Source organism: Nonomuraea basaltis (assembly GCF_005893125.1).
Taxonomy (GTDB): Bacteria; Actinomycetota; Actinomycetes; order Streptosporangiales; family Streptosporangiaceae; genus Nonomuraea; species Nonomuraea basaltis.
Window position 1 is genome coordinate 19,258 of the sequence record NZ_VCJS01000015.1, and the last position, 24,674, is coordinate 43,931.

General features: G+C 71.0%; 21 protein-coding genes. 14 read left to right on the plus strand and 7 right to left on the minus strand.

The window, feature by feature from the left end:
- Positions 1-197: 197 nt before the first annotated feature.
- From EJK15_RS09485 to EJK15_RS09500, 4 genes are all read right to left on the minus strand, one after another.
- Positions 198-2,315: an acetate--CoA ligase family protein gene (locus EJK15_RS09485; protein ID WP_138710004.1), complete on the minus strand. Its 2,118-nt coding sequence runs from the start codon at positions 2,313-2,315 to the stop codon at positions 198-200.
- 68 nt (positions 2,316-2,383) lie between these two features.
- Positions 2,384-3,607 carry a formyl-CoA transferase gene (gene frc, locus EJK15_RS09490; protein ID WP_138710005.1) on the minus strand — a complete coding sequence of 408 codons (1,224 nt, stop codon included), beginning with the start codon at positions 3,605-3,607 and terminating at the stop codon, positions 2,384-2,386.
- 12 nt (positions 3,608-3,619) lie between these two features.
- Positions 3,620-5,293 (minus strand): thiamine pyrophosphate-binding protein, encoded by a 1,674-nt coding sequence (locus EJK15_RS09495; protein ID WP_138710006.1) that lies wholly within the window; start codon positions 5,291-5,293, stop codon positions 3,620-3,622.
- 79 nt (positions 5,294-5,372) lie between these two features.
- On the minus strand, positions 5,373-6,713 hold the full coding sequence (locus tag EJK15_RS09500) for a molybdopterin molybdotransferase MoeA (protein ID WP_138710007.1): 1,341 nt from the start codon (positions 6,711-6,713) through the stop codon (positions 5,373-5,375).
- A gap of 171 nt (positions 6,714-6,884) precedes the next feature.
- Here EJK15_RS09500 and EJK15_RS09505 point away from each other — a divergent pair, with 171 nt between their 5' ends.
- The 9 genes from EJK15_RS09505 to EJK15_RS09545 all read left to right on the plus strand — a co-directional run bounded on the left by EJK15_RS09505 (position 6,885) and on the right by EJK15_RS09545 (position 16,491).
- Positions 6,885-7,862 (plus strand): 2-dehydropantoate 2-reductase, encoded by a 978-nt coding sequence (locus tag EJK15_RS09505; protein WP_138710008.1) that lies wholly within the window; start codon positions 6,885-6,887, stop codon positions 7,860-7,862.
- A 38-nt stretch (positions 7,863-7,900) separates the two neighbouring features.
- Positions 7,901-9,802, plus strand: a complete 1,902-nt coding sequence (locus EJK15_RS09510; protein WP_138710009.1) for a molybdopterin oxidoreductase family protein — start codon at positions 7,901-7,903, stop codon at positions 9,800-9,802.
- A gap of 4 nt (positions 9,803-9,806) precedes the next feature.
- Entirely contained in the window at positions 9,807-11,636 is a 1,830-nt protein-coding gene (locus tag EJK15_RS09515) for an NAD(P)H-dependent oxidoreductase subunit E (RefSeq protein WP_138710010.1), read from the plus strand.
- Complete coding sequence (locus EJK15_RS09520; RefSeq protein WP_138710011.1) at positions 11,633-12,475, plus strand: 2Fe-2S iron-sulfur cluster-binding protein; 843 nt, start codon at positions 11,633-11,635, stop codon at positions 12,473-12,475. The genes EJK15_RS09515 and EJK15_RS09520 overlap by 4 nt, the downstream gene beginning before the upstream one ends.
- A complete protein-coding gene (fdhD, locus tag EJK15_RS09525; protein ID WP_138710012.1) occupies positions 12,468-13,334 on the plus strand; it encodes a formate dehydrogenase accessory sulfurtransferase FdhD in 867 nt (288 codons plus the stop codon). Before EJK15_RS09520 ends, fdhD begins: the two co-directional genes overlap by 8 nt.
- 166 nt (positions 13,335-13,500) lie before the next feature.
- Complete coding sequence (locus EJK15_RS09530) at positions 13,501-14,454, plus strand: metal ABC transporter substrate-binding protein (protein ID WP_240776863.1); 954 nt, start codon at positions 13,501-13,503, stop codon at positions 14,452-14,454.
- Positions 14,451-15,230 carry a metal ABC transporter ATP-binding protein gene (locus EJK15_RS09535; protein ID WP_138710013.1) on the plus strand — a complete coding sequence of 260 codons (780 nt, stop codon included), beginning with the start codon at positions 14,451-14,453 and terminating at the stop codon, positions 15,228-15,230. Before EJK15_RS09530 ends, EJK15_RS09535 begins: the two co-directional genes overlap by 4 nt.
- The gene (locus EJK15_RS09540) at positions 15,230-16,102 is read left to right on the plus strand and encodes a metal ABC transporter permease (protein WP_240776869.1); all 873 of its coding nucleotides are present in this window, start codon (positions 15,230-15,232) and stop codon (positions 16,100-16,102) included. The genes EJK15_RS09535 and EJK15_RS09540 overlap by 1 nt, the downstream gene beginning before the upstream one ends.
- Positions 16,099-16,491 (plus strand): Fur family transcriptional regulator, encoded by a 393-nt coding sequence (locus tag EJK15_RS09545; RefSeq protein WP_138710015.1) that lies wholly within the window; start codon positions 16,099-16,101, stop codon positions 16,489-16,491. The genes EJK15_RS09540 and EJK15_RS09545 overlap by 4 nt, the downstream gene beginning before the upstream one ends.
- Here EJK15_RS09545 and EJK15_RS09550 read toward each other — a convergent pair.
- Positions 16,428-17,327: a DMT family transporter gene (locus EJK15_RS09550; protein WP_240776864.1), complete on the minus strand. Its 900-nt coding sequence runs from the start codon at positions 17,325-17,327 to the stop codon at positions 16,428-16,430. The two genes, EJK15_RS09545 and EJK15_RS09550, sit on opposite strands and share 64 nt — an antisense overlap.
- Positions 17,328-17,419: 92 nt before the next feature.
- Between EJK15_RS09550 and EJK15_RS09555 the strand changes: the two genes are divergently transcribed.
- On the plus strand, positions 17,420-17,968 hold the full coding sequence (locus EJK15_RS09555; protein WP_171074200.1) for a CGNR zinc finger domain-containing protein: 549 nt from the start codon (positions 17,420-17,422) through the stop codon (positions 17,966-17,968).
- Positions 17,969-17,987: 19 nt separating this feature from the next.
- Here EJK15_RS09555 and EJK15_RS09560 read toward each other — a convergent pair whose 3' ends face one another.
- Both EJK15_RS09560 and EJK15_RS09565 read right to left on the minus strand, forming a co-directional pair.
- Positions 17,988-19,247, minus strand: coding sequence for an MFS transporter (locus EJK15_RS09560; RefSeq protein ID WP_138710017.1), 1,260 nt, complete (start codon positions 19,245-19,247; stop codon positions 17,988-17,990).
- Between the two features lie 256 nt (positions 19,248-19,503).
- Complete coding sequence (locus tag EJK15_RS09565) at positions 19,504-20,427, minus strand: LysR family transcriptional regulator (RefSeq protein WP_138710018.1); 924 nt, start codon at positions 20,425-20,427, stop codon at positions 19,504-19,506.
- Positions 20,428-20,561: 134 nt separating this feature from the next.
- Between EJK15_RS09565 and EJK15_RS09570 the strand changes: the two genes are divergently transcribed.
- From EJK15_RS09570 to EJK15_RS09585, 4 genes are read left to right on the plus strand one after another with little or no spacing between them, the layout of a single operon-like run.
- On the plus strand, positions 20,562-21,554 hold the full coding sequence (locus tag EJK15_RS09570; RefSeq protein ID WP_138710019.1) for a fumarylacetoacetate hydrolase family protein: 993 nt from the start codon (positions 20,562-20,564) through the stop codon (positions 21,552-21,554).
- Positions 21,551-22,513 carry a cyclase family protein gene (locus EJK15_RS09575; protein ID WP_138710020.1) on the plus strand — a complete coding sequence of 321 codons (963 nt, stop codon included), beginning with the start codon at positions 21,551-21,553 and terminating at the stop codon, positions 22,511-22,513. Before EJK15_RS09570 ends, EJK15_RS09575 begins: the two co-directional genes overlap by 4 nt.
- 23 nt (positions 22,514-22,536) lie before the next feature.
- Complete coding sequence (locus EJK15_RS09580) at positions 22,537-23,661, plus strand: FAD-dependent oxidoreductase (protein WP_138710021.1); 1,125 nt, start codon at positions 22,537-22,539, stop codon at positions 23,659-23,661.
- Entirely contained in the window at positions 23,658-24,662 is a 1,005-nt protein-coding gene (locus tag EJK15_RS09585; RefSeq protein ID WP_240776865.1) for an amidohydrolase family protein, read from the plus strand. Before EJK15_RS09580 ends, EJK15_RS09585 begins: the two co-directional genes overlap by 4 nt.
- Positions 24,663-24,674: the final 12 nt, after the last annotated feature.

Sequence of the window (24,674 nt, forward strand, 5' to 3'; positions counted from 1 at the left end):
TTGCCTTCCTCGTAGGCGCAGAGAATCTGCTGCCTGCGATGGACCGCTGGACGCGGCCCACCCTGCGCTGCCCCGAATAGCCCCCGTGACTGGCCAATAAGAAACCTGCTCGTTGGACTGCCGCCCTACTGTCGTGCCTGGTGGAGGCCGTAGCGGCAGTCCACTTTGCAGATTTCTTATTGGTGCCGCGCCTGGCTCTAGCGCAACAGTCCGGCCGCCCTGGCCCAGCGGTACTTCGCACCGAGGACCGCCACGGGCTTCTCCGTCGTGTACGGGTACGCGACCACGCCGTGCTCGAACAGGTACTCGCAGGCCTCCTCAACCTCGGTGTCGCCGGCCAGCGACGCCACGACCGGCTTGACGTTCCCCTTCTCCCGCTCCTCCGCCACCACGCGGGCGATCAGCTCGGCGAACACCATCGGCGGCGTCACGATCGTGTGCCAGTAGCCCAGGACGAGCGCGTGGATGCGCTCGTCGGCCAGGCCGAGGCGGACCGTGTTCCCGTACGTCGCCGGCGGTTCACCGCCGGTGATGTCGATCGGGTTGCCGGCCGCGCCGAACGGCGGGATGTAGGCGCGGAACGCGGCGTCCAGGTCGGGCGGGATGTCCATGAGCGTCAGGCCCGCGTCCACGCAGGCGTCGGAGAGCAGCACGCCCGAGCCGCCCGCCCCGGTGATGATGACGACGTTCTCGCCCTTCGGCGCGGGCATGAGCGGCAGCGCGCGGGCGTACTCCAGCATGTCGTTGAGCCCGGGCGCCCGCACGACGCCGGCCTGGCGGAGGATGTCGTCGTACACCTTGTCGTCGCCGGCCAGCGCCCCGGTGTGGGATCCGGCCGCCCGCGCGCCCATCGCGGTGCGCCCGGCCTTGAGCACGATGACCGGCTTCTCCTTGACGACCCGGCGGGCCGCCTCGACGAAGCCGCGCCCGTCCTTGAGGTCCTCCAGGTGCATGGCCACGGCCCTGGTGTTGTCGTCCTGCTCGAAGAACGTGAGCAGGTCGTCCTCGTCCACGTCGGCCTTGTTGCCGACGCCGACGATGGCCGAGACGCCCATCTTGGTGGTGCGGCTGAAGCCCAGGATGGCCATGCCGATGCCGCCGCTCTGCGAGGTCAGCGCCACGCTGCCCTTGACGTCGTACGGGGTGCAGAACGTCGCGCAGAGATTCTCCGGCGTGTAGTAGTAGCCGTAGATGTTCGGGCCGAGCATGCGCACGCCGTGCCTGCGCGCGATCTCGACGATCTCCTGCTGGCCCTCGACGTTGCCCGTCTCGGCGAACCCGGACGGGATCATGATGGCGCCGGCCACGCCCTTCTCCCCCACCTCCTCCAGCGCCGCCGCGACGAACTTGGCGGGGATGGCGAAGACGGCCACGTCCACGTCGCCGGGGACGTCGGAGACGCTCTTGTACGCGGGCAGCCCCATGATCTCGTCGGCCTTCGGGTTGATCGGGAAGATCTGGCCCTTGTAGCCGCCGTTGATGAGGTTCCGCATGACCGAGTTGCCGATCTTGCCGCTCTCGGCGGAGGCGCCGATCACGGCGACCGAGCGCGGCTTGAATATCCGCGTCATCTGCCGCAGGATCTCCTCGCGCGACAGCCTCTGGACCTCCGCGGGCTTGTCACCGATGAGGATGCGCACGTCGGCGGCCACCGCGCCGTTCGCGTCGGCGAAGACGGGGTTGAGGTCCACCTCGACGATCTCGGGGAAGTCGGTCACCAGCCTGCCGACGCGCTCGATCAGCCCCGCCAGTGCCGCCCGGTCGGCCGGCTTGGCGCCACGGGCACCACGGAGCACCTCTGCTGCCCTGATGTCGTCGAGCATCCCAAGCGCATCATCACCCAAAACCGGGGCAAGCCGGAAGGTCACATCCTTAAGTACTTCAACCAGGACGCCGCCCAGGCCGAAGGCGACGACCTTGCCGAAGGTCGGGTCGGTGACGGCGCCGACGATGACCTCGTGGCCGCCGCCGACGAGCTGCTGCACCTGGATGCCGTCGATCTTGGCGTCGGGATCGTAGGCGCGGGCGTTGGCGAGGATCGTGTCGTAGCCCTGGCGTACCTCGTCGGCGGTCTTCAGCCCGACGAGCACGCCGCCGGCGTCGGTCTTGTGCAGGATGTCGGGCGAGACGATCTTCAGCACGACCGGGAGCCCGATCTTCTCGGCGATCTCCACCGCCTCGGCGGCCGAGGCGGCCAGCCCTTCGCCGGGGGTGGCGATCCCGTACGCCTCGCACAGCAGGCGCCCCTCAGGGGCGGTCAGGGCCGTACGGCCCTCGGCGAGCGCCTTGTCCAGTACTTCCCTGACTGTGCTCATGGTCGCGCTCCCTACGGGCACTCCCTGGTTACGCAGGCTGCCGCTGCCGGGCCCTACTCGCCGCTCCACTAGATGACTCCGTTCGACTTGAGTTCCGCGAGCTCGTCCGCGCTCACGCCGAACTCGCCGTAGATCTCCTGGTTGTGCTCGCCGAGCAGGGGCGGGGTGCGGACGTCGACCGGCGAGTCCGAGAGCTGCAACGGGCTGCCGACGGTCACGAACTCGCCGCGCTCCGGGTGGTCGACCGTGACGACGATGCCCTCGTCGCGCAGCGACTCGTCCTCGACCAGCTCCTTGGTCGACAGGATCGGCCCGCAGGGGATGTTCTCGGCGTTGAGCCGGTCCAGGACCGTCCACTTGTCGTGGCGGATCGTCCACTCCTCGATGAGCTGGAACATCTTGTCCAGCTTCGGCAGCCGCGCCTCCGGCGTCGCCCACTCGGGGTCCTCGGCCAGCTCGGGCCGGCCGATGATGTTCGAGATCGGCTTCCAGCCGGGCGGCTGGACGATCACGTAGATGTAGTCGTTCGGGCCGCCGGGAGCGCAGCGCACCGCCCAGCCGGGCTGGCCGCCGCCGCTGGCGTTGCCGGAGCGGGGCACCTCGTCGTTGAACGTCTTGTTCGGGTATTCGCGCAGCGGGCCGTGCGCCAGCCGCTGCTGGTCACGGAGCTTGACCCGGCACAGGTTCAGGACGGCGTGCTGCATGGCCACCTGCACCCGCTGGCCGCGCCCGGTCTGCTCGCGCTGGTAGAGGGCGGCCAGGATGCCGGCGACCGCGTGGATGCCGGTGCCCGAGTCGCCGATCTGCGCGCCGGTGGCCAGCGGCGGGCCCTCCTCGAAGCCGGTGGTGCTCATCGAGCCGCCCATCGCCTGCGCGATCACCTCGTACGCCTTGAACTTGGCGTACCGGCCGGCGCCGAAGCCCTTGATCGAGGCGTAGATCAGGCGCGGGTTGAGTTCCTGCAGGCGCTCCCAAGAGAAGCCCATGCGATCGACGGCGCCCGGGCCGAAGTTCTCCACCATGATGTCGGCGCTCTTCACCAGCTCGGTGAAGATCTCCTTGCCGCGGTCGCTCTTCATGTTGAGCGTGATGCTGCGCTTGTTGCAGTTGAGCATCGTGAAGTAGAGGCTGTCGACGCCGGGCACGTCGCGCAGCTGCTGCCGGGTGATGTCCCCGTGCGGGGCCTCCAGCTTGACCACGTCGGCGCCCAGCCAGGCGAGCAGCTGGGTGGCGGACGGGCCGGACTGGACGTGGGTCATGTCGAGGACGCGGACACCTTCGAGTGCCTTCATGTCGAAATTCCCCTACTTGTACATGGTTTGGTTCATGGTTCCGGGGGCGTAGACCTCTGGGTCGACCCAGACGTTGATCAGCGAGGGCTTGCCCGACTCCCTCGCCCGCTCCAGCGCGGGCCGGATCTCCGCCGGGTCGCGCACCTCCTCGCCGTGGCCGCCGAGGAGCTTGGCGAAGTCGCCGTAGCGGATGTCTCCGAGGGTGTTGCCGACGCGGGCGCGGTCCTCGCCGTACTTGGCGGCCTGGCCGTACCTGATCTGGTTCATGGACGAGTTGTTGCCGATGACGCCGATGAACGGCAGGTCGAAGCGGACCATGGTCTCGAAGTCCCAGCCGGTCAGGCTGAAGGCGCCGTCGCCGAACAGGCACAGCACCTCCTTGTCGCGCCGCGCCTGCTTGGCGGCCATCGCGAACGCCATGCCGACGCCGAGGGTGCCGAGCGGTCCGGGGTCCATCCAGTGGCCGGGCGATTTGGGCTGCACGACCTGGCCGGAGAAGGTGACGATGTCGCCGCCGTCGCCGATGTAGATGGTGTCCTCGGTCAGGAACTCGTTGATCTCGTGGACGAGGCGGTACGGGTCGATGGGCTGGGCACCGGAGTGCTGGCGGGGCAGCCGCTTCTCGTACGCCTGGGTCTCGACGGCGCGTAGCTCGTCCATCCATGCCTTGCGCTTGGCGGCGGCGTCCCCGATGCGGCCGCTGGCGGCCTGGGCCGCGGCGGCGAGGATGAGGCCGGCGTCGCCCACGATCCCCAGGTCGATGTCCCGGTTCTTGCCGACGGTGCGGTAGTCGAGGTCGATCTGGACCACGGTCGCGGCCGGGGAGAGCCGCTTGCCGTAGCCCATCCTGAAGTCGAACGGGGTGCCGACGATGATGATCAGGTCGGCCTCGGTGAAGGCGTATCTGCGGCTGAGCTGGAAGTGGTGCGGATCGCCGGGCGGGAGCGTGCCCCGGCCCGAGCCGTTCATGTACGCGGGCACGTTCAGGGAGCGGACGAAGTCGATGGCCGCGTCGGTCGCCCGGCACGTCCATACCTGGCTGCCGAGCAGGATGGCCGGCTTCTCGGCGTGCGCCAGCAGGTCCGCCAGCCGCTCGATCGCCTCGGGGTCGCCCTGCTGGCGGGTGGAGGCGCGGTAGTGCCCGGCCTTGGGGATGCGCGCCTTCTCCAAGGGGACCTTCGCGTCGAGCACGTCGCGCGGGATCTCCAGGAAGGACGGGCCTGGCGCGCCGTGGTAGCACTCGCGGAAGGCCATCGACACGAGGTCGGCCACCCGCTCCGTGCTGGGCACCGTGGCGGCGAACTTGGTGATCGGGGTCATCATGTCCACGTGGGGCAGGTCTTGAAGTGAGCCCATCTTGTGCTGGCTCAGCGCGCCCTGGCCGCCGATGAGCAGCATCGGGCTCTCCGCGCGGAACGCGTTGGCCACGCCGGTCACCGCGTCCGTCGTGCCGGGTCCGGCGGTGACGACCGCGCAACCGGGCTTGCCGGTGATGCGGGCGTACCCGTCGGCGGCATGCGCGGCCACCTGTTCGTGGCGTACGTCGATGACCTCGATGCCCTCATCGACACAGCCGTCGTAGATATCGATGATGTGGCCGCCGCAGAGCGTGTAGATCACGTCCACGCCCTCGGCCTTGAGTGCCTTGGCTACGAGATGTCCGCCAGAGATCGTTTCCGACATCATGCCACCCTTTCCCGGCGACTGTCTTCCGCATACTGCATACCGTATGAAGGCAATGGTTACTCCGTCGTGAACGGCCTGTCTAGACCCCCGGGGGCAACTCGATCAGCTCGACCTGCTCGCCGGCCCACCCCGGAGGGACCACGGCCAGGGCGTCCGCCAAGGCCGCTCCCCAGAGCGATCCGGGCCGGTCATGCCCCACGGGCACGGCTCCCCGGCCGGTTCTCCTGACCGGCACCAGCCGCGTGTCCCGCTCGTGCGCCCGCACGGCTCCGGCCAGCGCACTCGTCTCTTTGCCCGCCGGGGTTCCGGCCGGCTCGCGCAGCATCGGGACGAGCAGGGTGAGCGACGCGGCCAGGGCCGCGAACGGGTTCCCGGGCAGTCCGACGACCAGCGGCCCGCCGGGGAGGCGAGCGAGCAGCTGCGGGTGCCCGGGACGTACGGCGACGCCGTCGATGAGGACTTCGGCGTCGAGGTCGCCGAGCACGGCACGGAGGTGATCGGCGGGGCCTTTGGAGGAGGCACCGCACACCACGACCACGTCGACCACAGCGGCACGCCCACCGACACCGCCCGCCCCGGCGTGACAACCGACATCACCCGGCCCATCCCTGTCGACGGCACCACCACCGCCGTCGCTCGACACAGCGGCGGGCGGCGCGGCGATCAGTGAAGCGAGCCTGCAGCGGAGCGGGGCGGCACCGTCGGGGAGGCGGGCGGTGCCTGTGACGCGGCCTCCTGCCCACTCCACCAAGCCTGGCAGGAACGGGCCGATCGCGTCGCGCACCCGGCCCGGCGCAGGGACGCCCTCGTGCACCACCTCGTCGCCCGTGACCAGCACCGTCACGCGCGGCCTGGGCCGTACCAGCAGCTCGTCGTGGCCGAGGGCGGCGGCCAGGCCGAGCGCCACCGGCGTCACCACCGCGCCCGCGCCCAGGACCACCGTGCCCTCGGCGATGTCCTCGCCGCGCCGCCGGATGTGGCGCCCCGGCTCGGCGGGGCCCGCCACCCACACCGGCTCCACCGCACCGCGCCCCGCGTCGCCCCGCATCCGGGGCACCGGCACTACAGCCGCCTGCTCATAGGGCAGCACCGACTCCGCCCCCACCGGCACCGGAGCGCCGGTGGCGATCTCCACCGCCTCCCCCGCCCGCAACTCGCCCTCGTAAAAGGCACCTCCGGCCAGGACGTGCCCGGCCACGCGCCACGGGCCGGCGCCCGCGACCGCGTATCCGTCCATCGCCGCCACGTCGACGCCCGGCACCGCCACCAGCGCCGTCAAAGGACCGGCCAGGCGACACCCGAGCGCCTCTGACAACGGCATCGGCAAAGGCCCTAGCGGGCGGGCCGCGCCCGCCGCCACGGCCCGCGCAGACCCCCATGACGTCGCTTCCACCACTGGTCCATGCCGCACAACGGTCATCGGCGCGCTCCTTGACCCGTGTTTTTCCATACTGTATACCGAATGCACGATGGCCCGCATCCAGCGGCCCATCGCGGGCAGCGGATTCCGCGCCTACGGTGGGCCGCGTTCAGCGGCTCACCGCATGTGACGGGCTCGTCCATACGATCCGACGCGAGAACGGAGCGCAGCATGAAGGTCGCTGTTCTTGGCGCCGGCGCCATCGGCGCATACGTGGGTGCCGCCCTCCACCGGGCGGAAGTCGAGGTGCACCTCATCGCGAGAGGCGAGCATCTGCAGGCGATACGCCGCGCCGGTGTGCGGGTGCTCACCCCCAGGGGCGACTTCACCGCCCACCCCCATGCCACCGACGACCCCACCCAGGTCGGCCCGGTGGACCACGTCTTCCTGGGCCTCAAGGCGAACAGCTACGCTTCGGCGGGCCCCATGATCGAGCCGCTCCTGCACGGGACCACGAGCATCATCGCCGCGCAGAACGGCATCCCGTGGTGGTACTTCCACGGGCTCAAGGGCCCCTACGAGGGCTACCGCATCGAGAGCGTCGACCCGGGCGGCGCGGTGACGACCGCGCTGCCGCTGCACCGGGCGATCGGCTGCGTCGTGTACGCCGCCACCGAGATCGAGCGTCCAGGCGTGATCCGCCACCTGGAGGGCACCCGCTTCTCCATCGGCGAGCCGAGCGGCGAGCTGAGCGAGCGGTGCCTGGCCTTCAGCCGGGCCGCGGTGGAGGGCGGCCTGAAGTGCCCGGTCGAGCGCGACCTGCGCCGCGACGTGTGGATCAAACTCATGGGAAACATCGCCTTCAACCCCATCAGCGCGCTGGCCAGGGCGACGATGGCCGGGATCTGCCGCCACGACGGCACCAGGGAGCTGGTCGTGGCCATGATGCGGGAGACGGTGGACGTGGCCAGCCGGGTGGGCTGCGATCCGGGGATCTCGATCGAGCGCCGGCTGAGGGGCGCGGAGAAGGCGGGCGAGCACAAGACGTCCACGCTCCAGGACCTGGAGAAGGGCAAGCCACTGGAGCTGGACGTGCTGCTGGCGGCGGTGGTCGAGCTGGCCGACCTGACCGGCGCCGAGGTCCCGACCCTGCGGGCGATCCACGCGGTGAGCGACCTGCTCAACGAGAACCTTGTCCGTGCGGTCTAGCTCGGAATACGGTAGATGGTATACAGAATGGAGGGATCATGAGCTATGACCGCCTGACCCATCCACTGGTGCGCGAGAACGGCGTGCTGCGCGAAGCGACATGGGAAGAGGCGCTGGAGCGTGCGGCCGAAGGCTTCCGCCGCAACGTCACCAAGCACGGGCCCGACTGCTTCGCGATGCTGTCGTGCGCCCGCTCCACCAACGAGATGAACTACGTCGGGCAGAAGTTCACCCGCGTGGTGATCGGCACCAACAATGTGGACTCCTGCAACCGCACCTGCCACGCCCCCAGCGTCGCGGGGCTGTCAGCGGCGTTCGGCAGCGGCGGCGGCACCTCCTCCTACCAGGAGGTGGAGGACACCGACGTGATAGTGATGTGGGGCTCGGCGGCCCGCAACGCCCACCCCATCTTCTTCCAGCATGTGCTCAAGGGCATCCACAACGGCGCCCGGATGTTCGCCGTCGACCCGCGGCGCACCGGCACCGCCCAATGGGCCGACCTGTGGCTGGGGCTCAACGTGGGCACCGACATCCCGCTCGCCCACGCGATCGCCAGGGAGATCATCCACGCCGGGCTGCACAACGAGGCGTTCATCGAGCGGGCCACGGTCGGGTTCGAGGAGTTCAAGGAGTCGGTCGAGCCGTGGACGCTCAGCGCCGCCGAGCAGGTCACCGGCGTGCCGGCCGACGCGATCAGGGAGCTGGCCCACACGTACGCCCGCGCCGACCGCGCCCAGCTGTGCTGGACGCTCGGCATCACCGAGCACCACAACGCGACGGACAACGTACGGGCGCTGATCAACCTGGCCCTGCTGACCGGCCACGTCGGCCGCTACGGCTCGGGCCTGTCGCCGCTGCGCGGCCAGAACAACGTGCAGGGCGGCGGCGACATGGGCGCCATCCCCAACCGCCTGCCGGGCTTCCAGGACATCCTGGACCCGAAGACCAGAGCGCGCTTCGAGAGCGCCTGGGGGCGGGACATCCAGCCCCGCTACGGCCTCAACCTCACCCAGATGCTGGAGGCGATGGCCGACGGCGAGGTGACCACCTGCTACCTGATCGGTGAGAACCCGGTGCAGTCCGAGGCCGACTCGCTGGCCTGCATCAAGCGCCTGTCCATGCTCGACCACCTGGTCGTGCAGGACATCTTCCTCACCAAGACCGCCCAGATGGCCGACGTCGTGCTGCCGGCCAGCGCCGCCTGGTGCGAGGCGGACGGCACGTTCACCAACAGCGAGCGGCGGGTGCAGCGGGTGCGCAAGGCCCTCGACCCACCGGGCGAGGCCCGCGACGACATCTGGATCATCTGCGAGATCGCCCGCAGGCTGGGCCACGACTGGCACTACGACGGCGCCGAGGAGGTGTGGAACGAGCTGCGCGCGATGTCGCCGCAGCACGCGGGCATGTCCTACCAGCGGCTGGCGGAGCTGCAGGGCATCCAGTGGCCGTGCCCGTCGGAGGACTCGCTGGAGCCGCCGTACCTGCACGGGCGGCTGTGGGAAAGCGACCCGGTCAGGCGGGGCATGCCGGCGCCGTTCGCGGTGCTGCGCCACTCGCCGCCGGTGGACCTGCTGGACGAGGAGTACCCGCTGCGGCTGACCACGGGGCGCCGCCTCGACTCCTACAACACCGGGGTGCAGTCGTCCGGGTACGCCTCTCCGCTGCGCCGGGGCGAGACGATCGAGCTGTGCCCGGAGGACGCCGAGCGGCTCGGCGTGATCGCGGGCGAGGAGGTGCGGATCAGCTCGCGGCGCGGCTCGGTGGTCGCGCCGGTGTACATCGATCCCGCGCTGCGGCCCGGGCTGGTGTTCATGACCATGCACTTCCCGGACGAGGTGGACACCAACGCGCTGACCATCGAAGCCACCTGCCCGGTCGCGGGGACGGCCGAGTTCAAGGCGGCCGCCGTACGCATCGAGAAGCTCGTCAAGGCCGGGTGATCAGATGGATCTGAGATTCCGCGGCGCCGAGCCGTCCGAGGAGGAGCGCGCGGCCGTCGACGCCCTGCTCGGGCCGCCCGCCACCGCCTGGGAGGGCGGCGCGAGGAGCGAGGCCGACCTGCGCTTCGCCACCCGCGCCGAGCCCCGGCGCGACCTGCTGCTGCCGGCGTTGCACGCAGTCAACGACCGGGTGGGGTGGATCAGCGAGGGCGCGCTCGAGTACGTCTGCCGCCGGCTCACCGTGCCGCCGGCCGAGGCGTACGGGGTGGCGACGTTCTACTCGCTGTTCTCGATGAAGGAGCGGCCCAAGCGGGCGCTGCACGTCTGCACCGACCTGGCCTGCCAGGCCAAGGGCGCGGAGGACGTGCGCAAGCGGGCGCTGGAGCGGCTCGGCCCGCCGGGGACGTCATGGCACGAGAGCCCCTGCCTGGGCATGTGCGAGCGGGCCCCGGCCGCGCTCGCCCTGGAGGCCGGACAGCCGCCTTGCGCCCAGGTGTACGCCCCGGCGACCCCCGACACGATCACCGTCGTCACCGAGGCCCCGCCGAGCTCCAACGGCAGCGCGCCGAGCGTCACCGTCACCGGCGAGACCCCGGTGAAGGCGGCCGTGCCCCAGTCCGGGGACCCGGACCTGCTCCTGCTCAAGCGGGTCGGCCTGGTCGATCCCGCCAGCCTGGACGACTACCGGGCGACCGGCGGGTACACCGCGCTCAGGAGGGCGTTCGAGCTGGGCCCGGCCGGGGTGATCCGCGAGGTGCTGGAGTCCGGCCTGGTCGGCAGGGGCGGCGCGGCCTTCCCGACCGGCCGCAAGTGGGACGCCGCCGCCCGCCAGCCCGACCACCCGCACTACCTGGTGTGCAACGCCGACGAGAGCGAGCCGGGCACGTTCAAGGACCGGGTCGTCATGGAGGGCGACCCGTACGCACTGGTGGAGGCCATGACGATCGCCGCCTACGCGACCGGCTGCGCCAAGGGATACCTGTACATCAGGGGCGAATATCCCAGGGCGACCGCACGCCTCCAGCACGCGATCGCGACCGCCCGCGCCCGTGGGCTGCTCGGCGACGACATCCTCGGCAAGGGCCTGTCCTTCGACATCGAGCTGCGCAGGGGCGCGGGCGCGTACATCTGCGGCGAGGAGACCGCGATCTTCAACTCGATCGAGGGACAGCGCGGCGAGCCGCGCAGCAAGCCGCCGTTCCCGGTCGAGAAGGGCCTGTTCGGCAAGCCGACCGTGGTCAACAACGTCGAGACGCTGGTCAACGTGCTGCCGATCCTGGAGCGCGGGGCGCAGGCGTACGCGGCGGCCGAGCCCAAGCTGTTCTGCGTCTCGGGCGCGGTCGAGCGGCCCGGCGTGTACGAGCTCACCTTCGGGGCGACCTTGAGGGAACTGCTGGAGCTGGCCGGGACGACCGGCACGACCAGGGCGGTGCTGCTCGGTGGCGCGGCCGGGGCGTTCGTCACCGAGCTTGACATCCCGCTCACCTTCGAGGGCACCAGGAACGCGGGCGCGACGCTCGGCTCCGGCGTGGTGCTCGTCATCGACGACACCGTGGACCTGAAACGGCTCCTGCTGCGCATCGCGGAGTTCTTCCGCGACGAGTCCTGCGGGCAGTGCGTGCCCTGCCGGGTGGGCACCGTACGCCAGGAGGAGGCCCTGCACCGGCTGTCGCGCCGGGTCGACCCCAGCCTTTCGCGCCGGGACGACGACCCCGATCTCGTGCTGCTGCGCGAGGTCGGCCAGACCATGCGCGACGCCTCGATCTGCGGCCTGGGACAGACCGCCTGGAACGCCGTCGAATCGGCCATCGACCGCCTGGGAGTGTTCAGATGATCCCGCTCCAGCCGCCCCGGCGGCTCATCGACGTCGAGATCGACGGCGAGGACGTACGGGTGCCGGAGGGCTCGACGATCCTCGACGCGTGCGCCGCGGCGGGCAAGGACATCCCGACCCTCTGCTACGGCGACACGCTCACCCCGAAGAACGCCTGCCGCGTCTGCGTCGTGGAGGTGGAGGGCGCCAGGACGCTGGCGCCGGCCTGCTCCAGGAAGGCGGAGAAAGGCATGAAGGTCGGCACCGACACCGAGCGGGCCCGGCAGAGCCGGAAGGTCGTGCTGGAGCTGCTCGGCTCGTCGGTCGACATGTCGACCACCCCGCGGGCGGCCGAGTGGGCCGAGGAGTACGGCGCCGACCCCGCCAGGTTCGGCTCGGACGCGGCCACGGTCGAGCAGCCCGCCAAGGTGGACAACGATCTCTACGTCCGCGACTACAACAAGTGCATCCTGTGCTACAAGTGCGTGGACGCCTGCGGCGACCAGTGGCAGAACACCTTCGCCATCGGCGTCGCGGGCCGGGGCTTCGACGCGACGATCTCCACGGAGTTCGACGCCCCGCTCACCGACTCGGCCTGCGTCTACTGCGGCAACTGCGTCGAGGTGTGCCCCACCGGCGCGCTGTCGTTCAAGACCGAGTTCGACATGCGGGCCGAGGGCACCTGGGACGAGTCGAAGCAGACCGAGACCACGACGATCTGCAGCTACTGCGGTGTGGGCTGCAACCTGACCCTGCACGTGCAGGACAACAAGATCGTCAAGGTGACCTCGCCGCACGACAACCCGGTCACGAAGGGCAACCTGTGCGTCAAGGGCCGCTTCGGGTACGGCTATGTCTAGAGTCGCCGTCAAGCGCCGCATCCTGCGGGTCAAGGACACCGTCCGGACGCGCAGGATCGACTCGCTGGCCGCCGAGGAGCCGCTGGAGATCCGGCTCGGCGGGACCCCGCTGACCGTCACCATGCGGACCCCGGGCGACGACTTCGACCTGGCCGCCGGTTTCCTGGTCAGCGAGGGGGCCGTGGGCTCGGCGGACGACATCGCCACGATCCGCTACTGCGCGGGCGCGACCGTGGACGGCGGGAACACGTACAACGTGCTCGACGTGCGCCTCGCGCCCGGCGTGGCGGCGCCGGCGCCGCGCAACTTCTACACCACCTCCTCCTGCGGCGTCTGCGGCAAGGCGTCGCTGGAGGCGGTGCGCACCGTGGCACGCTGGAGCGCCGCCGACGACCCCGTGACGCTCCGGCAGCCCACGGTGGCCACCCTGCCGGACCGGCTGCGTGCGGCCCAGCGGGTGTTCGACAGGACCGGCGGCCTGCACGCCGCCGGTCTGTTCACCGCCGACGGCGAGCCGCTGTGCGTGCGTGAGGACGTGGGCCGGCACAACGCCGTGGACAAGCTGCTCGGCTGGGCGCTCAGGAACGGGCGGCTGCCGCTGCGCGGCACCGTGCTGATGGTGTCCGGGCGGGCGTCGTTCGAGCTGGTGCAGAAGGCGGTCATGGGCGGGGTGCCGGTGCTCGCCGCCGTCTCCGCGCCGTCCTCGCTGGCGGCCGAGCTGGCCGCCGAGGAAGGGCTGACGCTGATCGGATTCCTGCGCGGGAATTCGATGAACGTATACGCGGGCGAGCGGCGGCTGCTGCTAAGCGTCACCCCTGGCGCCGGCAATGGCTCTGCCGGCGCGCGTCCATCGGGGTGACGGCGGGATGCCGTACGACGTCGCCTAGCCCCCGTGCGTCGTCCGGCATCCCACTGCACACTGCGCTCATGGCCTCACTCCGTTCGGCGGCTCGGTCGCCATACGCCGCTGGCACTCCCTCGCGGGATTTTGACAACCGTTTTCATTTTGGCGCATACTGACTCACATGATGTCAGGATTTTCCCGGTCGTGTGCTGCCGGTTTGCTGGCCGGAGCCACGCTGCTCACCACCGCCGCGTGCGGCGCCGACTCCGCGGGGACCGCCGCGAGCGGCACCGATTCGGCGCAGACCACCGCAAGTGCCAAGCCCAACGTGGTCGCCGCCTTCTACCCACTGCAGTGGCTGACAGAGCAGGTCGGGGGATCCGACGTGCAGCTGACCGTGCTCACCGCGCCCGGCGTCGAGCCACATGACCTGGAGCTCGGCATCAAGCAGGTGACCGACCTCCAGAACGCCGCGCTCACCGTCTACATCAAGGGCGTCCAGCCGGCCGTGGACGACGCGGTGACCCCGGACAAGAGCTTCGACGCGGCCACCGCCGTCACGACGCTCCCTGCCGGTGAGCACTCCGAGGAGGAGGAAGAGGGGCACGCGCACGAGGAAGAGATCTCGTACGACCCGCACATCTGGCTCGACCCCTCCCGCCTGGCCACCGTCGCCACCAAGCTCGGCGACCGCCTCGCCACCGCCGACGCCGCGCACGCGCAGGCGTACAAGGACCGCGCCGCCAAGGCGGCCGCCGCGCTCGGCGCCCTCGACCAGGAGTTCACCCAGGGCCTGACCTCGTGCAAGACCAAGACGCTGGTCACCGCGCACGAGGCGTTCGGCTACCTGGCCGATCGCTACAAGCTCAAGCAGGTCGGCATCACGCTCGACCCGGAGACCGAGCCGTCGCCCGCGCGCATCTCCGAGGTCGCCAAGCTCGCCAAGGCCGAGGGCGTGACCACGATCTTCACCGAGTCCCTGGTCAGCCCGAAGGTGGCCGAGGTGCTCGCGAGCCAGGTCGGCGCCAAGACGGCCGTGCTCGACCCGCTGGAGAGCAAGCCCTCCGGGGATTACCTGTCCGCCATGCGCGATAATCTCAAAACCCTACAAACAGCACTGGGGTGTATGGCATGAGTGAAACGGCCTTCGCGATGACCGGCGGCCGGGTCTCCTTCGATGGCAAGCCCGTCCTTCGGGGGATCGACCTGACCGTCTGTTCCGGGGAGGTCGTCGCCCTTCTGGGCGCCAACGGCTCGGGCAAGTCGACGCTGGTCCGCGCGCTGCTCGGCCTCACGCCGCTGACCGGCGGCACGACTCTGGTGTACGGCACGCCGCCCGGCAGGTTCCGTGACTGGTGGCGCATCGGCTACGTGCCGCAGCGGCTCCACGTCGGCGGCGGCGTGCCCGCCACCGTGCGGGAGGTCGTGGCCTCAGGCCGCGTCGCCAGGCAGCGCAGGCTCCGCAGGACCAGTGCGGCCGACAAAGTGGCCGTGGCAGAGGCGCTGGAGGCCGTCAGACTGACCGGCCGCGCGAACGACCCCGTCCAGTCGCTGTCCGGCGGCCAGCAGCAGCGGGTGCTCATCGCCCGCGCCCTGGCCGGGGAGCCGGACACGTACGTGATGGACGAGCCGACCGCCGGCGTGGACGCCGACACCCAGCAACTGCTCGCCGGCACGCTGTCCGGGCTGGTGCTCGGCGGCAAGACGGTGGTGCTGGTCGCGCACGAGCTCGGCCCGCTGGAGCCGCTCATCACGCGCGGCGTGGTGATCCGCGAGGGCCTCGTGGCGCACGACGGCCGGCCGCCGCGCCCCGAGGGCGAGTGCGCCCGGCCCGGGCACGACCACCAGCACCGGCACGCGCCGCAGGCCGTGGTGGGGCCGCTCACCGGGTGGCAGGGGGAACCAAGGTGATCATCGAACTTCTGCAGGAGCAGCTCTTCCAGCTCGCGCTCGTCGCGGCGCTGCTGGTGGGGCTGTGCGCGCCGGCCGTGGGCACGTTCATCGTGCAGCGCCGGCTGGCGCTGCTCGGCGACGGCATCGGGCACGTGGCGCTGACCGGCGTGGCCCTGGGCTTCCTGACCGGCTCCGCGCCGGTCCTCACCGCCGTGATCGTGGCCGTCGCGGGGGCCGTGGCCATCGAGCTGGTCAGGGCGCGCGGGCGGACCAGCGGCGACGTGGCCCTGGCGCTGCTGTTCTACGGGGGGATCGCGGGCGGCGTCATGCTCATGGCCATCGCGCCCGGCGGCAGCAACGCCAAGCTCAACTCCTACCTGTTCGGCGCCATCGCCAGCGTCACGCCCCTGGACATCTGGGTCATCGGCGCGCTGGCCGCCGCCGTGATCGGGGTGGTCGTGATCTTCGGCAGGGAGCTGTTCGTGCTCTGCCAGGACGAGGAGATGGCCAGAGCCAGCGGCCTGCCGGTGCGCTTCCTCAGCCTGCTGATCGCCGTCACCGCCGCGCTCACCGTCGTCATCGCCATGCGCGTGGTCGGCCTGCTGCTGGTCAGCGCGCTGATGGTGATCCCGGTGGCCACCAGCCAGCAGCTCACGCGTGGGTTCCGTACGACGATGGGGCTGGCCATGCTGTTCGGCGTGCTCGCCTCGGTGGGCGGGCTGCTGGCCTCGACCGTGTCGGCTAAGGTGCCGCCGGGGGCCGCGATCGTGCTTCTTGCCCTCGCCGGCTTCGTCCTGGCCCTCGGTGTCGGTAAATTCGTACGGCGAGGCCGTACCGAGGAGTCCATAGTGAGCGAGCGACCGGAAATGCGCGTCAAGGGGGTCGCATGACGACGAGACGCGATGCCGTGCACGACACCCTCCGCAAGAGCGCGGGGTTCCGTAGCGCGCAGGACGTCTATGCCGAGATGCGCCTGCACGGCGCCAAGATCGGCTTGACCACCGTCTACCGTGCCCTGCAGGCGCTCGCCGACCAGGGCGAGGTCGACGTGCTGCGGACCGACGACGGCGAGTCGGTCTACCGGGCGTGCGCCAGTGAGGCCCATCATCATCACCTGGTGTGCCGCCGCTGCGGACGTACCGTCGAGGTGGCCGGGCCCGCGGTCGAGCGCTGGGCCGAGGCGGTCGGCAGCGAGCACGGGTTCACCGAGATCACTCACACGGTGGAGGTCTTCGGCACCTGCTCCTCCTGCTCGTCGGCGTCGGCCAAGACGGGCTGAGGGCGGCGGGAGCCGTACAGGACTCCGAGGACGATCACCGCGCATCCGGCGAGCTGCAACGGAGAGGGCCGCTCGCCGAGCGCCACCGCGGAGAGCGCCACGGTCGTCATGGGCTGGATGAGCAGCAGCAACGCGGTGAGCGCGGCCGGCTGCCTGGGCAGCGAGAACGAGATCAGCGACCATCCGAGCACCTGCGGGCCCAGCGCGAGCACCACCAGCCACCCGTGCGCCGGCCAGCTCGGCACGAAGTCGGCGCCCCCGAACAGGGGGCTGAGCACCGCGATCGTCACGGTGGCGACGACGGTCGCGTGCGCAAGCGGTCCGGCGGCCCTGCTGGACCCGCCCTTCATCAGCAGCAGGAACGCCGCGTAGGAGACGGACGTGGCCATCCCGGCGAGCACCCCCATGACCGGATCGCTCCCGTAGGCGGCGCTGTCGAACACCCCGGAGATCAGCACCACCCCGCCGAACACCACGGGCGCCGCCACCATCAGCCGCGTGGCCGGCCGCTCCCTGAACAGCGCCCAGGCGGCGAGCGCCACGATGAACACCTGCAGGTTCCCCAGCACGGTCGCCAGCCCCGCGCCCACATAGTCGATGGCGTGATGCCAGAACAGCAGGTTGAACGCGAACACCACGCCCGCGGGCCAGGCGAGAAGCAGCGCCTTGTGCGGCAGCGGGCCGAGCCTGCGCCGCTCCAGCCAGGCCAGCACGAGCAGCGGCGGCACGGCGTACGCGCAGCGGAACAACGCGGACGTGGCCGGCGCTACATCAGAGAGCCGGACCAGGGGCGCGGAGGTGGAGATGATGAGCGCACCGACGATCGCGATGAGCACGATACGGCGATGTGCACTCACAGAAACCCCCGCAGGCCCACGTAGGAGATACAGTTCCACCACGCTAGAACCCGGCGCGTACAGGAGTCAACATGCCGTTTGGCCATGACATGGTGCATTCACTGGCCACCGTTGTCGAGCTGGTCAACACCTCGCCCTCCGCAGGCGGTGACGAGGGCCTGGCCGGCCTGGCCGAACTGCAGGTGTTCGTGCAGTCCCGCCAGATCAGCGGCGTGGGCAAACTCACGCCCCGCGACCTCGGCCAGGTGCGGATGGTGCGGGAGGCGTTCCACCGCGTCTTCACCGCCCCCGACCAGCCGACGGCCGTACGCACCCTGAACGCGCTGCTGTCGGAGACCCGGATCACGCCCCGGCTCACCGAACACGACGGCCACCCGCTGCACGTCCACTACTTCGCCACGGACGCGTCGCTCGCCGAGCACGTGGCGGCCGACTGCGGGGTGGCGCTGGCGCACCTGCTGGTGGAGGGCGAGGCCGAACGCCTGCGCACTTGCTCGGCCCCCGACTGCGACCGCGTCTTCGTCGACGAGTCCCGCAACCGGTCCCGCGTCTACTGCGACAGCCGGACCTGCGGGAACCGCATGCACGTCGCCGCCTACCGCGCCAGGCGCCGCGCCTAGCAGGTTCACAGGCGGCCGTTCAGCCCGCCATCTGCTTGTGCAGTTCTGCTGCGCCGGCTGCGCGGCGTCGCCAGGCGGAAAGGCCGAGTCCGAGGGCGACGACTGACGTGGCGAGTGCGAGCAGGCCGACGGCGTTGACCCGGCCCCCGGCGGCGGACGCGAGCGCGAGCACCACGAGCGGGCAGATGAACTGACCGATGAAGAAGGTCCCCGTCCACAATCCGGTGCCGCGACCGCGGTCGGCGTACTCGAGCTTGGACATGGCGAGGGTGAGCAGGCTCGGCAGCATGACGCCGGCGCCAAAGCTGTTGATCACGGCGCCGACGATCAGCACGGCGGGGCTGGAGGCGAACCAGATCACCGCGAAGCCGATGGCGCACACGGCGAGAACGGCGGGCATCCAGACGTCCGGGCTGCGACCGAGCTTGATGAAGGTGACGGCGCCGGCCACAGTCGCAGCGCTGGCGACGGCGATGGCCAGCCCGATCATGCCGGAGCCGGTCACGCCCATGTCATCCAGGAGATAGGACATATGCACCTGGACGGTGTAGAAGACGACGCTGCCGAAGACGGTCAGAGCACACGTCGCGGCCAGCGGCCGCCAGGGGAAGGGACGCTTGGCCGGCTCCGGGCCGGTGTCAGCAGCGGCAGCGGCCTGTCGAGGCTGGGGCAGGAAGGCGGCCATGGCTGGGGCGAGCAGCAGGCTCACGGCATAGGCCCAGAACGGTGCGCGCCAGCCGGCCGCCCCGGCCGCGCCGCCCAGGGCGAAGAAGGCCGTCGCTGAGATCGCGGCACACATGGTCTGGAGGGCGAGGTAGCGGTCGCGTTGCCGGCCGGTGTAGTAGTCGCCGATCAGCGTGGTGCAGCAGGTCATGATGGCGGCCTCGACGACGCCGACGAGCGCGCGGCTGGCCACGATCGCGCCGAGGGAGTCCAACCACAGCGGGGCGGTGCCAACGAGCGCGTACAGCACGGTGGCGGTGACGAGCAGGCGTTTGCGGCCGAGCCGGTCGACGATGACACCGGCGAAGGGAGCCAGCAGTGCCAGGAACAGCGCGGGGATCGTCAGGGCCATGGGGACCAGCGCCGCGGCGCCCGGCACGGCGGCGAAGTGGTCCTGCATCTGCGGCAGGACGGGGGCGATAAGCACGGCGCCCAGGATGGGCAGGCAACTGCCGGCCATCAGCAGCGTGATCCGAAGCCGGTGCCCGGGGCCGGACACGATCTGCTCCGGCGGGTCTTCGGCGGCGGGCGGGGACGGAGGCACGGACGGAGGCATGCGGGAACTCCCACGTGGCATGTCGAGCGGAGGACAGGCGAGGACAGGGGTGGCACGGCACCGCGTGCGAGACCGTGCGAAACACGAGCCGGTGTCGGAGCAGGGGCCCCGACGGCGGCCGTGGCTCCGCGGTGGGTGGTGTGCCGGACACCTACGCCGACCAGGAGTGGGACGGCTCCGGCACCGGGTTGACATGACTATGGACCACCTGCCACGTCCTGCCTAGACCCCGCACCATCGAGAAAAGCGATCGTGATCATCCTTGTCCTGGATGCCGCGGCGACAGTTCCGCGCCGACGCGGGCGGCGGTCTCGCGCAGCCAGATGTGGGCCGCGTCGTGGGTGTGGCCCGGGTGCCACCACAGCGCCATCTGCACAGGGACCGCCTCGTAGGGGGCCTCCATGACGCGTACGGCGGCCACACCGCTCAGCCGTTCGGCCAGGCGCTGCTGTATCAGGGCGATCCGGCGGGTGCCCGCGACCAGGTAGGGCAGAACCTGGAAGCTGTCGACGGAGATCTCCACGTGGGGGTCGATGCCGAGCATGCTCAGCTGCCGGGCGGCCGGAGCGTCGTAGGTGCGCTGGTAGATGACCCATGGCAGCCGGGCCAGGTCGTCCATGGTCAGCCGGTCGCCGACCTCGTCATTGGCCTCGGCGACCAGCACGACCCAGCGGTCGGTGAACAGCTCGACGGCGGGGAAGCCGGTGATGACGCCGTGCGGCATCAGCAGCCCGTCCGCCGTGCTGAGCACCGTCGCGGTGTCCTCCGTGACGTCGGCCGGGAGCCGCCGGAAATGCAGTCGTACCCGCGGGGCTTCGGCGTGCGCGATGCGGACGAGCCCGGCGCCGAACACGGCGGCGGCGTAGTCGGAGGCGAGCAGGGTGAATTCGTGCTCCTCCCGGCCCGCGGTGAAGTCGGCCCGGCTGCTGAAGACCCGTTCCAGCAGGTCGCAGGCGGTGGCGGTGCGGTCCAGCAGGGCGCGGCCGAGGGCGGTCAGCTCGTACTGGCCGCCGACGCGGGAGAGCAGCTCGTCATCGAAGTGGCGGCGCAGGCGGGCCAAGGCCGCGCTCATCGCGGGCTGGCTCAGCCCGATGCGCTGGCCGGCGCGGGTGACGTTGCGCTCCTCCAGCAGGGCGCGCAGGGACAGAACGAGGTTGAGGTCGAGGCCGGACAGGTTCAAGACGCCCCCCAATCAGGAGACCGCCCCGGGACTGGGGCATTTACCGCATGGATGAATCGCATTAAAAGAATCGATTTCCGTGATTGCGATCCGGTCAGTCAGATTAGTGCCACCGCAACCCGGAGGAAACACCCGTGAAACCCTCAGCCTCGCCGTTCTTCTCCGCACCCTTCGGTCTTGGCACCTTCTCCGCCGCTGATCCCGCCTCCGCCTTCCCCGGCCTGGTGACCCCGGACGGACAGGTGCTCGACCTGCGCGCCGCCCTGGGTGATCCGAGCCTGACCGTACGCACGCTGCTGGAGGCATGCGGCGGGCGGCTGTCGTTCCTGCGCCGGTACGCCGAAGACCGCGGCCACGGCCGGCGGCCGCTGGACGACCTGCGGGTGCACGCCCCGGTCGAGCCCCGGCAGCTGCTCCAGTCGGGCGCCAACTACCGGCAGCACGTGATCGACCTGGAGGCCGCACACCGTGGGCCGGACGACCCGCGCAGCGAGGCCGAGGCCAGGGCCGAGATCGCGGCGGTCATGGACCGGCGGGCGGCGGAGGACCTGCCGTACGTCTTCACCGGGCTGCCATCCGCGATCACCGGCCCGTACGACGACGTGGTGCTGCCGTCCTGGGCGGAGAAGCCGGACTGGGAGCTGGAGCTGGCCGCGGTGATCGGCCGGCCCGCCTACCGGGTGACGCGGGCGCAGGCTCTCGACCACGTCGCCGGCTACACCATCGCCAACGATCTGACCGACCGGTCCACCGTCTTCCGGCGGGACATGCCGGCCATCGGCACCGACTGGCTGCGCTGCAAGAACGCCCCCGGCTTCACCCCGCTGGGCCCGTACATCGTCCCGGCCGAGTTCGTCGCCGACCCCGGCGATCTGCAGGTGACGCTGAAGCTCAACGGCGAGGTCATGCAGGACGAGTCCACCAAGGACATGATCTTCGGCGTGGCGCGGTTGGTGTCGTACATCTCCCAGAGCGCCCGGCTCCTGCCCGGCGACGTGGTCCTGACCGGCAGCCCGGCCGGCAACGGTCTGCACTGGGGGCGGCTGCTGCGCGACGGCGACGTCATGGAGGGATCGATCACCGGGCTCGGTGCCCAGCGCACCCGCTGTGTCGCGGAGCGGTCATGAGCCTGAACCGCCGCGACCCCGAGGGCGCGATCGCCGAGGCCGCCAAGGCGTACTCCAACTGGGGCCGCTGGGGCGAGGACGACGTCCTCGGCACCCTGAACTTCCTGGACGAGGCCAAGCGCCGGGAGGGAGCCGCGCTCGTCCGGCGGGGGGTGAGCTTCTCGCTGTCCCAGCGGTTCGACATGAACGGTCCGCAGAAGGGCTGGCGGCGCCGCACCAACCCCGTCCACACCATGCTGGACACGGGCACGGACGCAGCTCTCGGCAACCAGGGCTTCCCGCACGGCATCGGCGGCGCCGACGACGTGATCGCGATGCCGCTGCAGTGCTCCACCCAGTGGGACGGGCTGGGCCACATCTTCGACCACGGCAAGGCGTGGAACGGCCGACCGGCCGAGCGGGTCGTCACCTCGGACGGCGACCTGGTCACCGGCGTCGAGCACATGGCCTCGCATGTCGCCGGGCGCGGTGTGCTGCTCGACGTCGGCCGGATCATCGGGAACGACGGCGAACTGCCGGATGGCTTCCCGATCATCGAGGAGCACCTGGCGGCCACTGCCGACGCGCACGGCGTGGCGGTCGGCCGGGGCGACATCGTCGTCGTACGGACCGGCCAGCTCACCCGGACCCGGCGCGAAGGGTGGGGCGACTACGCCGGCGGCCCCGCGCCCGGGCTGTCCTTCACCGCCGCCGGCTGGCTCCATCGCACCGAGATCGCCGCGATCGCCACCGACACCTGGGGTTTCGAGGTGCGGCCCAACGAGTTCGACGGCGCCTTCCAGCCGTTGCACCAGGTCGTCATCCCCAACATGGGCCTGCTCATCGGGGAGATGTGGGACCTGGACGCCCTCGCCGCCGACTGCGCCGCCGACGGCGTGTACGAGTTCTGGCTCACCGCCGCTCCCCTGCCCATCACCGGAGCAGTCGGCTCCCCCGTCAACCCGCTCGCCGTCAAGTGAACACGTCAACGAAGGGGTCGGCCATGGCCAGGCAACCCACTGTCCTCATTGTCGGAGGAGGCACCTCCGGCAACGCCATGACCGTCCTGCTGCGGCAGTCGGGCATCGCGGTGGATCTCGTCGAGATCAAGCCGGACTGGAACGTCCGCGGCTCCGGCATCACCCTGCAGGGCAACGCCCTGCGCGTGCTGCGCGAGGTCGGCGTGTGGGACGAGATCCACGCGCACGGCTACGCCTTCGACGCGCTGGGGCTTACCTCGCCAGACGGCACCGTGCTCCACGTTCACGAGGACCTGCGCACCGGCGGGGACGACCTGCCGGCCACCTTGGGCATGCGACGCCCGATGCTGCAGCAGATCCTCACCGACGCGGTCCAGGCGTCCGGCGCGCACATCCGGCTCGGCACCACCGCAGGCACCTTCACCCAGGACGGCACCGGGGTCGTCGTCGGCTTCAGCGACGGCACGCAGGGCCGCTACGACCTCGTGGTGGCCGCCGACGGGGTGAACTCCGCGACCCGCGCCGCCCTCGGCATCGGCGGCAAGCCCGAGCCGACCGGCATGTCCATCTGGCGGATCCCCGCGCCCCGCCCGGCCGGCGTGGAGCGCAGCGACCTCGCCTACGGCGGCTCCTGCTTCATCGCCGGCTACACGCCGACCAGCAAGGACACGTTGTACGCCTACCTGGTCGAGCCCGACCGCGACCGCGCCGGCATCCCGCCCGACCGCTACGCCAAGGAGATGCGGACCCTCGCCGAGGGCTACGGCGGCGCCTGGAACGAGATCCGGGAGTCGATCGACGACCCGGCTCAGGTGAACTACACCCGGTTCACCCGGATGCTGGTCGAGGGACCCTGGCATCGGGGCCGGGTCGTGCTCGTCGGGGACGCCGCGCACTGCTGCCCGCCCACCCTCGCCCAGGGCGCGGCGATGTCCCTGGAGGACGCGTGGGTGCTGGCCCAGTTGCTGAGCAGCGGGACCGCCTGGGACGAGGAGCTGTTCCTGAGCTACCACGCGCGGCGGATCGACCGGGTCCGGATGGTGGTCGACGCCTCCGTCCAACTCGGGCAGTGGCTGCTCGACGGGGTACGCGGTGACGTGCCCGGGCTCATGGGCGCCACCATGGCCGCGCTCAAGGAGTTGCCGTGACCCTGGACGCCCCCACGGTCGACGTGCACGCACATGTCCTGCTGCCCGAGGTCGACCAGGCGGTCGCCGACCGGCCGGGACTGGCCGCCGCCCGCGCGCTGGACGCGCGCCGCAACGGACCCGACGCGCTGGCGGTCAACGCCGTGATGATCCGCGAGCGCATCCCGCGGCTCATCGACGCGCAAGCCCGGCTCGCCGCGATGGACGCGGCCGGGGTGGACGTCCAGCTGATCTCCCCCTCGCCGTCGCACTACCACTACTGGGCCGACGAGGACCTGGCCCGCTCGATTTGGGAACTGGCCAACGCCGGGACCGCCGCGCACACCGCCGAAGCCCCCGACCGGCTGCTCGGCCTCGGCCTGGTTCCTCTCCAGCATCCGGGACTCGCGGTCAAGGCCTTGGACCACGCCCTCGGCCTCGGACTGCGGGGTGTCGAGATCTCCAGCCACGCGCCCGGCAGGGAGCTGTCCGACCCGGCGTACGAACCCTTCTGGACGCACGCCGAGGAGACCGGTGCGATCGTCTTCCTGCACCCCTTCGGCTGCACCCTCGACGAACGGCTCGACCGCTGGTACCTGTCCAACACGGTCGGCCAGCCGGCTGAGAACGCGGTGGCACTCTCCCAGCTGATCTTCTCCGGAGTGCTGGACCGCCACCCGGGGCTGAGGATCGTCGCCGCGCACGGCGGCGGCTATCTGCCCACCCACATCGGCCGCTCCGACCACGCCTGGCGGTCGCGCACCGACGCCCGCGCCGGCTGCGCGCACCTGCCCAGCAGCTACCTGACGCGCCTGTGGTTCGACTCGCTCGTCCACGACCCGCACGTCCTGCGCGAGCTGCTGCGCGTCGCGGGCCCCCAGCGGGTGCTACTGGGCTCCGACTTCCCCTTCGACATGGGCACCGACGACCCGCTGGGCGCGCTGCGCGCCGCGGGCCTGTCCGATGCCGACTTCCACGCCGTACGCGGCGGCAACGCGACGACGTTGCTGCGCCTCACCTGACAAGGATCTCCC